Origin of the sequence: Ruegeria sp. HKCCD7559, assembly GCF_013110575.1 — a bacterium.
Taxonomy (GTDB): Bacteria; Pseudomonadota; Alphaproteobacteria; order Rhodobacterales; family Rhodobacteraceae; genus Ruegeria.
This window is the reverse complement of record NZ_WVQU01000004.1, coordinates 171,584-185,310: the sequence shown is the minus strand read 5'-3', so window position 1 is coordinate 185,310 and position 13,727 is coordinate 171,584. Positions and strand designations below refer to the sequence as shown.

Sequence of the window (13,727 nt, the reverse complement as noted above, 5' to 3'; positions counted from 1 at the left end):
GTGGGTGTCGGCTGTGGTTCAAACCGCAGCGGCCCCGATCCTTGATACTTTTTCCACCCAGCGATCTACGCTGCCGGGCTTGGGATAGCTTGCGCCGGAAAAATAGGTGAAACGGGTTGGTTTGAAGCCGACGAACCCAAGAATCTGGTCCCGTACCTGACGGATTAGCGCCTGCCGGTATATCAGGCGCATGAACCATCCCGGGGTGTCTGACGTCAGGATGACGCGTGCAGTACGCCCAGTCAGCATGGGCGCCGGAAATCCGATCTTGGTGGTGTTCCGTGTGTCAAAGGTTCGTCCCGGAATGAACATTCGGTCGATCAGTCCTTTGAGTTTGGCTGGAAGGCCGCCCCACCACATCGGGGTGGTCAGGACCAGGTGGTCGCTCCACTCAAAGTCCTGAAGCACTTGTTCCAGAACCGGCTCAAGTGGTTTGAAGTCGTGATAATTGCCCTGACCGAAGTCAAAATCGAATTGCAGATCGCTCAGATGAACCAACCGTACATCGTGCCCGTTTTTGCGGGCCGCGTCTCTGTATGTTTCGGCAAATGTGCGTGACAGGCTGCTTTCTGCGGGGTGTCCGTCAAGGATGAGAATCTTTTTCGGTTGCATCGGGTATCTCCTGAAAAATGACCGTGGTCAATTTATAGAATCAAAAAATGACTACGGTCAATAAAAATTTGACCACGGTCAGAAATTATGCGATTGAGCCGTATGCAAAAGACAATTCAGAAACGTACGATCAAGACCCGCGCCAAGCTTCTCTCGGCCGCTGAAGAGGTCATCCGCAATGGCGGATATGAAGCGTTACGGGTGGAAGAGGTCGTGAAGGCCGCTGGGGTCGCGAAGGGCACCTTTTTCGCGCATTTTCACGACAAGGATGCGCTGATGGAAATTCTGATCGCAGACAAGCTGAACGCCTGTCTGGATCAGGCCGAGGCCGGAACACCGCCCAAAACTGTTGCAGAAATCGTCACTGCGCTGGAACCGGTTCACAGTTTCATGACGTCCGAGCGATATGTATTCGATTTGTTGATCAGGTATTCCGGTGCTACGGCTGTCGCCGAAATAGGACCGGTGGCCTATTGTTTTGAGCGATATTTCCGCATCGTGATGCTGTGGCTCGAAGATGCAGAGGTGCGCAAGGTTGTGCCACCCGAGTTGTTGGCCGAAGGTGTGCAGGCCTTTGCCATTCAGGCCATGTCACTAAGATTCTGCGCATTGCATTCCGCGACGACTTTCACCGACAGGTTGGAGACCTATCTGGATGCCTGGTTGACCCCGACAGGCTGATCGCTGCCGGGGTCAAGGTTGTCAGCTGTGGATCGGACCGTCGCCGCAGGCCAGTGCGGCCTCGCGCACGGCCTCGGAATAGGTCGGGTGCGCGTGGCAGGTCAGGGCCAGATCTTCGGCGGATGCGCCGAATTCCATCGCCACGCAGACCTCATGGATCAGGTCGCCTGCGCCGGGGCCGATGATGTGGCAGCCCAGGATACGGTCGGTTTCCTTGTCGGCCAGGATCTTGACGAACCCGTCAGAGGCAAAGTTGGCTTTGGCGCGGCCGTTGCCCATGAACATGAACTTGCCGACCTTGTAGGCACGGCCTTGTTCTTTGAGCGTCGCCTCGGTTTCACCAACATTGGCGACCTCGGGCCACGTATAGATCACACCCGGAATGACACCATAGTTCACATGCCCATGCTTGCCCGCAACCTGTTCCGCCGCGGCCATACCTTCATCTTCGGCCTTGTGCGCCAGCATCGGGCCTTCGATCACGTCGCCGATGGCGTAGATGCCCGGTACGTTGGTCTGCCAGTCCGCACCCACCTTGATCTGGCTGCGCGGGGTCATCTCGACGCCCAGAGCGTCCAGCCCCAGACCATCGGAATAAGGCTTGCGCCCGGTGGCCACCAGCACGGTATCGGCGTCGATCACATGCTCGCTGTCGTCCTTGAGCAGCTTGTATGTCACTTTGGCCTTGGTCTTGGTTGCTTCGGTTTTCTGCACCGCTGCACCCATGATGAAGTTCAACCCCTGTTTCTTGAGGATACGCTGGAATGTCTTCTGCACCTCAGGGTCCATGCCCGGCGTAATGTCCTTGAGGAATTCGATCACCGTTACATCTGCGCCCAGGCGGCTGTACACCGAACCCAGTTCCAACCCGATCACACCCGCGCCGATCACCACCATTTTCTTCGGGATCTTGCCCAGAGACAGCGCTCCGGTTGAGGTCACAACGACTTTCTCATCGACTTCGACACCGGGCAGCGAGGACGGTTCGGAGCCTGACGCAATGATAATGTTCTTGGTTTCATGGATTTCATCGCCAACCTGAACTTTGCCGGCCGCAGGGATCGAGCCCCAGCCTTTCAGCCAGTCGATCTTGTTCTTCTTGAACAGAAACTCGATGCCCTTGGTGTTGCCCTCGATCACCTCATCCTTGTAGGCCTGCATCTGTTTCCAATCGACCGAAGGCGATTTGCCCTTCAGGCCCATCTTGGCAAAGTTGTGTTCGGCTTCATGAAGCTGATGGCTGGCATGCAGCAGAGCTTTTGACGGGATGCAGCCCACGTTCAGACAAGTGCCACCCAGCGTTTCGCGCCCCTCGACCACAGCGGTTTTCAAGCCCAGTTGAGCGCAGCGGATCGCGCAGACATAGCCGCCGGGTCCGGCGCCGATTACGATGACGTCATAGTTTGCCATTACATTCTCCTAAACCGACCGGACGATCCGGCGCTTTCCCGACCCGATCTGGCGGGTCGGGAATATCTTTGTCAAACGGGTTCCAGCAGCTTGATCGAGATATGCGCAATGCCGCCTCGTTCATGGTGCATTGCCAATTCTTCGGATCCGAAAAATGCCTTGGCCTTGTCCAGGTTGATCACCTCGAACATCGCGATCGCATGGTCCTTCTGATCGGGGTCGCGCCAGACATGCAGGTCGCGGATACCCGCGGCCTTGCGCATCGGCTTGTCCTCGCGGAACACTTTCAGCCAGGCGTCGAAATCGGCCACATCGGCCTGCCAGAGTACATGTGTCGCCATGGTCACAGATCCATCAGCAGGCGGCGCGGATCTTCAAGCGCCTCTTTCACGCGAACCAGGAAGGTTACCGCGCCCTTGCCGTCAACAATGCGGTGGTCATAGGACAGGGCCAGATACATCATCGGACGGATCTTGATCTCGCCATTGATGACCATCGGTCGTTCCTGAATCTTGTGCATGCCCAGAATGCCCGACTGCGGGGGGTTCAGGATCGGCGAGGACATCAGCGAGCCGTAGACGCCACCGTTCGAGATTGTGAAGGTACCGCCCTGCATCTCGGCCATCGAAAGCTTGCCATCGCGGGCGCGCTTGCCCTTTTCGGCGATGGCCTTTTCAATGGCTGCAAAGGACATGCTGTCCGCGTCGCGAATGACCGGAACCACCAGACCCTGCGGCGTGCCGGCCGCAACGCCCATGTGAACGAAGTTCTTGTAGACGATGTCGGTGCCATCGATCTCGGCATTGACCTCGGGCACTTCTTTCAGGGCATGGCAGCAGGCCTTGGTGAAGAAGGACATGAAGCCCAGGCGCACACCGTGCTTCTTCTCGAACTGGTCTTTGTACTGATTGCGCAGGGCCATGACTTCGGTCATGTCCACCTCGTTATAGGTGGTCAGGATCGCGGCGGTGTTCTGCGCATCCTTCAGGCGCTTGGCGATGGTCTGACGCAGACGGGTCATCCGTACACGCTCTTCGCGAGCCTCATCTTCGGCAGCAACCGGTGCGCGCGGAACCTGAGCAACGGGCGCCGGCGCAGCCGCCGCAGGTGCGGGGGCCGAAGCAGCCGCGACTGCCTTGGCGACATCTTCCTTCATGATGCGACCATCGCGACCGGTGCCGGTGACCTGATCGGCTGACAACCCGGCTTCGGCCATCGCCTTTTCGGCAGACGGCGCATTTGCAACATCCTTGCCGGTGCTTGCCGCAGCAGGAGCCGCAGCAGCAGCTGCCGGTGCAGGGGCTGCGCCTGCGGCCGCGCCCGAGATGACTGCCAGCTTGGCGGTTGCATCAACGGTTGCACCTTCCGGCGCGACGATTTCCGCCAGAACACCCGCAGCCGGGGCGGGTACCTCGACCGAGACTTTGTCGGTTTCCAACTCACACAGCATCTCGTCCTGCGCGACGCTGTCGCCGACTTGCTTGAACCAGGTCGAAACAGTCGCCTCAGTCACAGATTCGCCAAGCGTGGGCACCATCACGTCAACCGACCCGCCCGATGCAGAGGGTGCGGCCTCGGGGGGTGCTGCGGCTGTTGCCGGGGCAGGCGCGGCCGCACCTTCACCGGCAGCAATCGTCGCCAGCAGAGCATCGACACCAACCGTGTCGCCTTCGGCGGCCACAATCTCACCCATCACGCCAGCTGAGGGAGAGGGCACTTCGACCGTCACCTTGTCAGTCTCAAGCTCACACAGCATCTCATCCATGGCGACCGCATCACCGGGCTTTTTGAACCATGTTGCAACAGTGGCTTCGGTGACCGACTCGCCAAGCGTGGGAACACGAACTTCAATCGTCATCGCTTATTTTCCTTCGAGGCTCAGCGCTTCGTTAACCAGCGCTTCTTGTTGGGCTTTGTGTTGGCTGGCCAGGCCCGTCGCGGGCGAGGCCGAGGTTGCGCGACCGACATAAGCCGGACGGGTATGTTTCGCGCCGATCCGGGACAGAACCCATTCGATATTGGGTTCGATAAAGGTCCACGCACCTTGGTTTTTGGGCTCTTCCTGACACCAGACCATTTCGGCATTCTTAAACCGTTCAAGCTCGTTGATCAGAGAATGCGCCGGGAAAGGATAGAACTGTTCGATCCGCATCAGATAAATGTCGTCGATGCCGCGAGCATCGCGTTCCTCCAGCAGGTCGAAATAGACTTTTCCGGAACACATCACCACACGTTTGATCTTGTCATCCGCCACCAGTTTGGTGTCGGAATTGCCCTTCTGTGCATCATCCCACAGTACCCGGTGGAAGCTGGATCCGGTGGTGAAATCATCGGCGGTGCTGACGGCCAGTTTGTGACGCAGCAGTGATTTCGGTGTCACCAGGATCAACGGCTTGCGGAATGTCCGGTGCAGTTGGCGGCGCAGGATGTGGAAATAGTTCGCAGGCGTCGTGCAGTTCGCCACAATCCAGTTGTCCTGACCGCACATTTGCAGGAACCGCTCCAGCCTTGCCGACGAGTGTTCGGGGCCTTGCCCCTCGAACCCGTGCGGCAGCAGACAGACCAGGCCGGACATCCGCAGCCATTTCGATTCACCCGAACTGATGAATTGGTCGAACATGATCTGCGCGCCGTTGGCGAAGTCCCCGAACTGGGCTTCCCACAGGACCAGCGCATTTGGTTCGGCCAACGAGTATCCGTATTCGAAGCCGAGCACTGCATATTCGGACAGCATCGAGTCGATCACTTCGTAATGCGATTGACCTGCGCGAATGTTGTTCAGCGGGTAATACCGTTCTTCAGTTTCCTGATGAACGAATCCGGAATGGCGTTGGCTGAAGGTGCCGCGCGTGGCGTCCTGCCCTGCAAGGCGTACCGGGTAGCCCTCGGTCAGCAAGGATCCGAAAGCCAACGCCTCACCAGTGGCCCAGTCAAAGCCTTTACCGGTTTCAAACATCTGTTTCTTGTGCTCAAGCAGACGACCAACCGTCTTGTGCATGGCAAATCCGCTTGGTGCGCGGGTAAGGGCATCCCCGATTTCGGCCATGGTTTCCGGCGTGATCGCCGTCTCGCCGCGCATGTATTCGTCTTTGTTCTTGTCAAGATGCGACCAGCGCCCATCCAGCCAATCGGCCTTGTTGGGTTTATAGTCCTTACCGGCCTCGAATTCGTCGTTCAGATGAGCCTGGAAGGCCGCTTTCATATCCTCGATCTCACCCTCGGGGATCAGGCCATCCTTGACGAGGCGCTCAGTGTACAAAGACAGAGTGGTCTTATGCGTCTTGATCTTCTTGTACATGATCGGGTTGGTGAACATGGGCTCGTCGCCCTCGTTGTGACCGAACCGGCGATAGCAGAAGATGTCGATGACCACGTCCTTGTGGAACTTCTGGCGGAACTCGGTCGCCACCTTGGCTGCATGAACAACTGCCTCGGGGTCATCCCCGTTCACGTGGAAGATCGGCGCCTCGACCATCAGCGCGATATCCGTCGGATAAGGGCTGGAGCGTGAGAAATGCGGCGCGGTGGTAAAGCCGATCTGGTTGTTCACCACGATATGCATTGTCCCGCCGGTGCGATGCCCGCGCAGACCGCTCAGGCCAAAGCCTTCGGCCACGACGCCCTGTCCGGCAAAGGCCGCATCCCCGTGCAGCAGAATGGCCATGACCTTGGTGCGGTCCGTGTCGCCCAACTGATCCTGCTTGGCGCGGACCTTGCCCAGAACCACAGGGTTTACCGCCTCAAGATGCGACGGGTTCGCCGTCAGCGACAGGTGCACGCTGTTGCCGTCGAACTCGCGATCGCTTGAAGCACCGAGGTGGTATTTCACGTCGCCCGAACCATCCACGTCTTCGGGTTTGAAACTGCCGCCCTGGAATTCGTTGAAAATGGCGCGATAGGGCTTGCCCATCACATTGGCCAGAATGTTCAAACGGCCCCGGTGCGGCATCCCGATCACGATATCGCTGAGGCCGAGCGCACCACCACGCTTGATGATCTGCTCCATCGCCGGAATAAGCGCCTCACCGCCATCCAGGCCAAAGCGCTTGGTGCCCATGTACTTGACGTGCAGGAATTTCTCAAAGCCCTCGGCTTCGACCATCTTGTTCAGGATCGCCTTGCGGCCCTCCTTGGTGAAGGCGATTTCCTTGCCATACCCCTCGATCCGTTCTTTCAGCCAAGCGGCCTCTTCCGGGTTCGAGATATGCATGTATTGCAGCGCAAAGGTGCCGCAATAGGTCCGCTTGACGATCTCGACGATCTGCCGCATCGAGGCGACCTGAAGTCCCAGAACGTTGTCGATAAAGATCGGGCGATCCATGTCGGCATCGGTGAAGCCGTAGGTCTTTGGATCCAGCTCTGGGTGATTGGATGCCGTGCGCATCCCCAACGGGTCAAGGTCGGCGGCCAGATGGCCCCGGATCCGATAGGCCCGGATCAGCATCAGCGCCCGCAGACTGTCCAGCACCGCGCGCTTGATCTGGTCATCGCTGACTTCGACACCTTTGTCGGCGGCCTTTTCCTTGATCTTCTTGCCTGCGGCCTTGGCGTCAATCTCGGCCCACTCGCCGGTCAACGCACCGGTCAGATCATCCGCTGGCATGGGCGGCCAGTCCGTGCGCGCCCACGAAGGCCCTTCGGCCTCGCGCTGCACATCCGGCGCGGCGTCACCCATGGCCTTGAAGAACTCGACCCAGGCAGCGTCTACCGCACCGGGGTTCTTGGTGTACTGCGCATAAAGCTGTTCCAGGTACTCGGCGTTGTGCCCCTGCATGAAGCTGGAGGCGTGAAAGGCAGTATTGGGCGAGTGTTCGGTCATTGGGCTACCTCATGTGGGTTGGGACCGTATTGATTGGTGCCTGGCTGGCTGGGGCGGGTCAGCCACCACAGCACCAGGAGGGGCGACACCACCAGAACGATAAGTGTCGGGATGACGATCAGCAATGTTGCGCGGGTAAACAAAATGTCGAGCGTTCCGCCATGCTGGAAACTCGAGGCGATCCCGATACCAAAGATCAGGACGACAAAGGCCCCAAGGATCAGCAGGATCGGCAGCAGAGCATACAGCCCACTGCGCCCGGTGTCGTGCATCCGCCGCCACGCAACGGCCAGATGCGGGAAGAAGACGATCAGGCCGACGATGCTCTGCACCGGAGCCGAGGACGTTGCGGTGACGGACTTCACCTCATCGCTTTCGGTGATCGCGACCTGAGTGAAGAACTGCCAGTCGATGATGCCGGCAATGATGTTCCAGATCACGATGAACAGGAAAAAGAACCAGTACTCGGGCCGCGAGGCACGACCTGAGAAGGTGAAGACATTGGCAAAACAGGTGCGGATGGCGTCGGAGAAGGTCATGGTGTCACTCCTCCCTCGGGCGCTCCGAAGCGATTGCTTTGCGGATCTGATGCTACAAGCATCATGCCAAGAACGTTGGCTGCAACCAGTGCGCTTGTGATAAATCCAATAAGGAGCGCTGCGGTGATAAGCACGATGACGAACAACCCGAGAAAGAGGATGCCGAAACCGCTACCGGCTAGCAGGACTAACCCAAGCCAGTATGTCACCTGATAACCTAACCAGAGAATAATTAAAGGCATGAATGGATAGAATGCCTGACGACCCTCCTCACCAGTATCTTGCAACCGGCGGCTCATGGCCGATAGCAGAGGGACACAGGCTACCATAACGACAAACAGTTGCCAGATGCCCCAAGTCTCGGCTTTCTGCCATTTAAGCTGTGTTGCTGTAACGATCGGCAAGACAAGCGCGACCGGTGCAAACCACCAGAATTCTGAGCGTGTGGCTCTGCCGGAGCAAACAAAGGTTTTCCGAAATCCGGTCGATATGGCCTGCATTGGTACCATCAATACCCACCTGCCCGGCGACACCGCCGGGCAGCGCCCGACCGCCCCCATGGGCGGGCGCTTTGCACCCACCCGCGGTCGGGCGCTGCCCTCAGCACATATGCGCTATGGGCAATCACAGCTTACCCAATCGCTTCCAGCACAGCCTCGCCCAGCTGAGCCGGGCTTTCGGCCACGACGATCCCAGCACTGCGCATGGCTTCGATCTTGTCCTCGGCACCGCCCTTGCCGCCAGCGACAATCGCGCCCGCGTGGCCCATGCGGCGGCCCGGAGGGGCTGTGCGGCCCGCGATGAAACCGGCTGTCGGCTTCTTGCGGCCCTTCTTGGCCTCATCCGCCAGGAACTGCGCGGCTTCTTCCTCGGCCGAACCACCGATCTCACCGATCATGATGATCGACTCGGTCTCGTCATCGGCCAGGAACCATTCCAGCACGTCGATATGCTCGGTGCCTTTGATCGGGTCACCGCCGATGCCCACACAGGTGGACTGGCCCAGACCCACATCGGTGGTTTGCTTGACGGCCTCATAGGTCAGGGTGCCGGAACGCGACACAACACCGACCGAGCCGCGCTTGTGGATATGGCCGGGCATGATGCCGATCTTGCAGGCGTCGGGCGTGATGACACCGGGGCAGTTCGGGCCGATCAGACGCGACTTGCTGCCTTCCAGCGCGCGCTTCACCTTCATCATGTCCAGAACCGGGATGCCTTCGGTGATGCAGACGATTACTTCCATCTCGGCATCAATCGCTTCGAGGATCGAATCCGCCGCAAAAGGCGGCGGCACGTAGATCACGCTGGCGTTGGCTTCGGTCACGTGCTTGGCCTCGTGGACCGAGTTGAACACGGGCAGGCCCAGATGCTCCATCCCGCCTTTGCCGGGGGTGACGCCGCCGACCATCTTGGTGCCATAGGCAATGGCCTGTTCGCTGTGGAATGTACCCTGCGAGCCGGTAAAGCCCTGACAGATCACTTTGGTGTTTTCGTCAATGAGGACTGCCATTTTGTCCCTTTCTCTAGGCGGTGTTGGATTGATTGGGTTCGGTCGCCGGCAGAACCTGCGGCGCATAGGTAATTTTCTCGAGCGTGGCGCGTCCCAGCGCCAGATTGGCCGTCGTGCGCAGGCCGCTGCTGATTTCAGCGATGCCGCGCCTGACTTTTTGCCGGATCAGGGGCCAGCCTGTTGGCCGCGCGCGCGGTGCACCCATATTGTATTCGCCGGGCGCTTCGTTGCCCTGTTCGACCATGGCCGGGATCACCTGATAGATGTTGATCTGACGCGCCGCCGGCGAGGCGGACGGGTTGAACAACAAACCATCCAGCGTGATGTCAAAGGGTTTCTGCGCCAGAAAGTGCCGGGCCGCTTCGCGTGTCAGCGCATAAGCTGCACCACCGGGATGGCGCGAGCGCATCAGGCGCAATTCCCGCCCCAGATGGGGCAGCCGCTTGCGCCCAAGGGCCACGTAAAGCTTCGTGCTGCGCCAGCGTTCAAACCGCACGATGTCGGCATCCTCTGGCCACCATGATGCATCATTCAACCAGTCTGCCAATTCCGGTGTCAGAAACACATCATCCTCAAGGATCAAGGCCTGTTCCGCCCCCGAGGCGATCAGCGCCTCCCACGCTTTGGCATGGCTGAGGGTGCAGGCCATGTCCTTGGTGTGGAAATAGCCCCAAGGTCCTTCCGCCCGGCAGTCTCGCAGGAAATCCTCACGGGTGGCGGCATCGCAATCAACAGCGTTGACGCGCGTCGCTGACAGGCCTGCTTTGTGCAGCTCCTGCTCCATCAAACGCGCACGCCCTGTGGCGCGTTCTAGGCCTATGAGGAAGATGGGGATGGTCATGGGTTACGTTCAGTTTCCAGAAAGATCAGACAGTCCACACCGAGTGCAATCCGTTATGCGAGCCGGTAAAACCCTGACAGATCACTTTAGTGTTTTCGTCGATGAGGACTGCCATTTGGCGTTCTCCTTTATTGGATTTCTGTGGGCAGCGCCTATCCGTCGAAAATCAGCGACGGGACTCTTCCCTGTGGAACTGGTTGAGAAATCAGAAACACGTTGCTTGTCGTGCTTCCCATGTCTTTTGCGTCGTGTGTAAGAAGGCTGCCGTTCGGAAGCTGGATAGCGTATTCGAACCTTTCGGATGGAAACTCTTTTTCAGTTCCAGAACCTACCGATGAGCGAGCTGCATTCAGAATAGCATCTCCAACGACTGACGAGGGCTCAGAACTAACTGCTCTAACACCGCAGACTTCAACGTCAGATGCACCTGGTAGATTCTGAAGCCCGACAAAAACCTTGCTGTTCGGCACTACGTATACAGTATGAATATTGCCTAGGTTCTCTGATGGTTTCAGTGATGCGGCGCGAGCGTTAGTCTGAAAGCGATCGAAGCCGGGCAAACTCTCAAGGCATGTGCTTGAGAATGCTTTGGCTGCTTGTTGCGCAACGCTTCCTCCAGAAGAAAGCCTTGAAGGGCTTTCAACACATGCAGAAAGCAAAGCGCTCGCGGCCAATAATCCCGGCAATAGGCTTATACGACGGGCTGTGTTCACCCCTTAACCGCCTTCACGATCTTCTCGGCACCGTCTTTCAGGTTGTCCGCAGCGATCACGTCCAGGCCAGAGGTGTTGATGATCTCTTTGCCCTTTTCGACATTGGTGCCTTCCAGACGCACGACCAGCGGAACTTGCAGGCCGACCTCTTTCACCGCGGCCACAACGCCCTCGGCAATCACATCACAGCGCATGATGCCGCCGAAGATGTTGACCAGAATGCCTTTGACCTGCGGGTCCGAGGTGATGATCTTGAACGCCTCGGTCACTTTCTCTTTGGTGGCACCGCCGCCCACGTCGAGGAAGTTGGCAGGCTCAGCCCCGTACAGCTTGATGATGTCCATCGTCGCCATCGCCAGACCGGCACCGTTGACCATGCAGCCGATCTCACCATCCAGTGCGATGTAGTTCAGGTCGTACTTGGAGGCTTCCAGTTCCTTGGGGTCTTCCTCGGTCGTGTCGCGCAGTTCGGCAATATCCGGGTGGCGGTAGACCGCGTTGCCGTCAAAGCCGACCTTGGCGTCCAGCACCTTGAGGTCGCCGCTGTCCGAGACGATCAGCGGGTTGATCTCCAGCATCTCCATGTCCTTCTCGACGAAGGCTTGATAGAGCTGACCCATCAGTTTGACGCATTGCTTGACTTGCGGGCCTTCCAGACCCAGCGAGAAGGCGATGCGGCGACCGTGATACGGCATGTAACCGGTGGCCGGATCGACCGAGAAGGACAGGATTTTCTCGGGCGTCGCTGCGGCCACTTCTTCGATGTCCATGCCGCCCTCGGTCGAACAGACGAAGGAAATGCGGCTGGTCTGGCGGTCCACCAGCAGGGCCAGGTACAGTTCACGCTCGATGCCCGAGCCTGCTTCGATATAGATGCGGTTGACCTGCTTGCCTGCCGGACCGGTCTGATGCGTGACCAGTGTACGGCCCAGCATCTTTTTGGCTTCTTCAGCGGCTTCTTCAACCGATTTGGTCAGACGAACACCGCCTTTTTCACCGGCGTCGGCCTCTTTGAACGAACCCTTGCCGCGACCACCTGCGTGGATCTGTGCTTTGACAACCCAAAGCGGGCCGTCCAGCTCACCTGCTGCGGTTTTGGCTTCTTCGGCGCGCAACACGGCGCGACCATCGGACACCGGTGCGCCATAGCTGCGAAGGAGGGCTTTGGCCTGATATTCGTGAATGTTCATCGAAACTGTCCCGTCTGACTGCGTTTAATCGTTATAGGGGTGTCTAGCGGGCAAGTTTAAAGGGTTTTTTGATGCTCGATGGGTTTTTAGCGAAGATTTTCAACATTTGTGATCACGGGTTTTTAGGGTGTGATCACAAAATTTCTGATGCGGCAAAACGATTCGAAAAAACGGCGCCGCGTCAGAAAATCACATTCGAAAAAAGGGATTTGCGGCGTTTGCGCCAACATTTGCGACCGGGACATGCGCGAACCAAAAGAAAACCGGCCCTGAAACGGGCCGGTCTGTTATTCGGACTTCAGAGCTGTTTTACGCCAGCGAGCTGTCAATGCCCTTGCATGCGTCGATCAGACCCTTTACGGCGTTCACCGAGTTGTCGAACCCTGCCTGCTCGTCTTCGTTCAGCTTGATGTCAACGATACGCTCAACGCCGCCTGCGCCGATCACGGTCGGAACACCGACATAGAGCCCGTCTACACCCAGTTCGCCGTTGCAGTAGGCCGCGCATGGCAGAACGCGCTTCTGGTCTTTCAGATAGGCTTCGGCCATTTCGATCGCCGACGTTGCAGGCGCGTAGTAGGCCGAACCGGTTTTCAGCAGGCCAACGATTTCGGCGCCGCCGTCACGGGTGCGCTGCACGATGGCGTCCAGTTTCTCTTGCGTGGTCCAGCCCATCTCGACCAGATCAGGCAGCGGAATACCGGCAACGGTCGAGTAACGGACCGACGGCACCATGGTATCGCCGTGGCCGCCCAAAACGAAGGCGGTGACGTCGCGCATCGAGACGTTGAACTCTTCCGACAGGAAATGTGCAAAGCGCGCCGAGTCAAGCACCCCTGCCATGCCGCAGACCTTGTTGTGCGGCAGGCCCGAGAATTCGCGCAAAGCCCAGACCATCGCGTCCAGCGGGTTGGTGATGCAGATCACGAACGCATCGGGTGCGTGGGCTGCGATGCCTTCACCAACCGACTTCATGACTTTCAGGTTGATGCCCAGCAGATCATCGCGGCTCATGCCCGGTTTGCGGGCCACGCCTGCGGTCACGATGCACACATCCGCGCCAGCGATATCGGCATAGTCGCTGGTGCCTTTCATCGAGGCGTCGAACCCTTCCGAAGGGCCGGATTCAGCGATGTCGAGCGCCTTGCCCTGAGGCAGCCCGTCTGCGATGTCAAACAGGACAACGTCACCCAGTTCTTTGACAGCTGCGAGATGTGCGAGCGTGCCACCGATGTTCCCCGCGCCGATCAGCGCAATCTTGGGTCTGGCCATTTGGAATTTCTCCATATCCGGTCGGTATTGAAATCGCGGTCGTGCTAGTCGTTAAAACGTCAATAGGCAAGAGTTCTGCGACGTGGCATACAACCGCATACTGTTTGCAGGCCCCGCTTTGATTGCGCTAAACGGCC

Annotated in this window: 12 protein-coding genes; 1 reads left to right on the top strand and 11 read right to left on the bottom strand. The window is 58.5% G+C overall.

What is annotated here, in order from left to right:
* Positions 1-18: 18 nt before the first annotated feature.
* Complete coding sequence (locus tag GS605_RS13200; RefSeq protein WP_171171173.1) at positions 19-612, bottom strand: NAD(P)H-dependent oxidoreductase; 594 nt, start codon at positions 610-612, stop codon at positions 19-21.
* A gap of 102 nt (positions 613-714) precedes the next feature.
* Between GS605_RS13200 and GS605_RS13195 the strand changes: the two genes are divergently transcribed.
* A complete protein-coding gene (locus GS605_RS13195) occupies positions 715-1,293 on the top strand; it encodes a TetR/AcrR family transcriptional regulator (RefSeq protein ID WP_171724274.1) in 579 nt (192 codons plus the stop codon).
* Between the two features lie 21 nt (positions 1,294-1,314).
* Here GS605_RS13195 and lpdA read toward each other — a convergent pair whose 3' ends face one another.
* From lpdA to mdh, 10 genes are all read right to left on the bottom strand, one after another.
* Positions 1,315-2,703 (bottom strand): dihydrolipoyl dehydrogenase, encoded by a 1,389-nt coding sequence (gene lpdA / locus GS605_RS13190; RefSeq protein ID WP_171634953.1) that lies wholly within the window; start codon positions 2,701-2,703, stop codon positions 1,315-1,317.
* A 71-nt stretch (positions 2,704-2,774) separates the two neighbouring features.
* On the bottom strand, positions 2,775-3,044 hold the full coding sequence (locus GS605_RS13185) for a hypothetical protein (RefSeq protein WP_152456823.1): 270 nt from the start codon (positions 3,042-3,044) through the stop codon (positions 2,775-2,777).
* Positions 3,045-3,046: 2 nt separating this feature from the next.
* Positions 3,047-4,561, bottom strand: a complete 1,515-nt coding sequence (gene odhB, locus GS605_RS13180) for a 2-oxoglutarate dehydrogenase complex dihydrolipoyllysine-residue succinyltransferase (protein WP_171634952.1) — start codon at positions 4,559-4,561, stop codon at positions 3,047-3,049.
* Between the two features lie 3 nt (positions 4,562-4,564).
* Positions 4,565-7,522: a 2-oxoglutarate dehydrogenase E1 component gene (locus tag GS605_RS13175; RefSeq protein WP_171724273.1), complete on the bottom strand. Its 2,958-nt coding sequence runs from the start codon at positions 7,520-7,522 to the stop codon at positions 4,565-4,567.
* Positions 7,519-8,061 (bottom strand): DUF805 domain-containing protein, encoded by a 543-nt coding sequence (locus tag GS605_RS13170; RefSeq protein ID WP_171724272.1) that lies wholly within the window; start codon positions 8,059-8,061, stop codon positions 7,519-7,521. The genes GS605_RS13175 and GS605_RS13170 overlap by 4 nt, the downstream gene beginning before the upstream one ends.
* Complete coding sequence (locus GS605_RS13165) at positions 8,058-8,570, bottom strand: DUF805 domain-containing protein (protein ID WP_171724271.1); 513 nt, start codon at positions 8,568-8,570, stop codon at positions 8,058-8,060. Before GS605_RS13165 ends, GS605_RS13170 begins: the two co-directional genes overlap by 4 nt.
* A 122-nt stretch (positions 8,571-8,692) precedes the next feature.
* On the bottom strand, positions 8,693-9,574 hold the full coding sequence (gene sucD / locus GS605_RS13160; RefSeq protein WP_152456828.1) for a succinate--CoA ligase subunit alpha: 882 nt from the start codon (positions 9,572-9,574) through the stop codon (positions 8,693-8,695).
* Positions 9,575-9,587: 13 nt separating this feature from the next.
* Complete coding sequence (locus tag GS605_RS13155) at positions 9,588-10,415, bottom strand: glycosyltransferase family 25 protein (RefSeq protein ID WP_171724270.1); 828 nt, start codon at positions 10,413-10,415, stop codon at positions 9,588-9,590.
* Positions 10,416-11,124: 709 nt separating this feature from the next.
* Positions 11,125-12,318 (bottom strand): ADP-forming succinate--CoA ligase subunit beta, encoded by a 1,194-nt coding sequence (gene sucC / locus GS605_RS13150; protein WP_170346359.1) that lies wholly within the window; start codon positions 12,316-12,318, stop codon positions 11,125-11,127.
* 309 nt (positions 12,319-12,627) lie between these two features.
* Positions 12,628-13,590 (bottom strand): malate dehydrogenase, encoded by a 963-nt coding sequence (mdh, locus tag GS605_RS13145; protein WP_117870353.1) that lies wholly within the window; start codon positions 13,588-13,590, stop codon positions 12,628-12,630.
* Between the last annotated feature and the right edge of the window lie 137 nt (positions 13,591-13,727).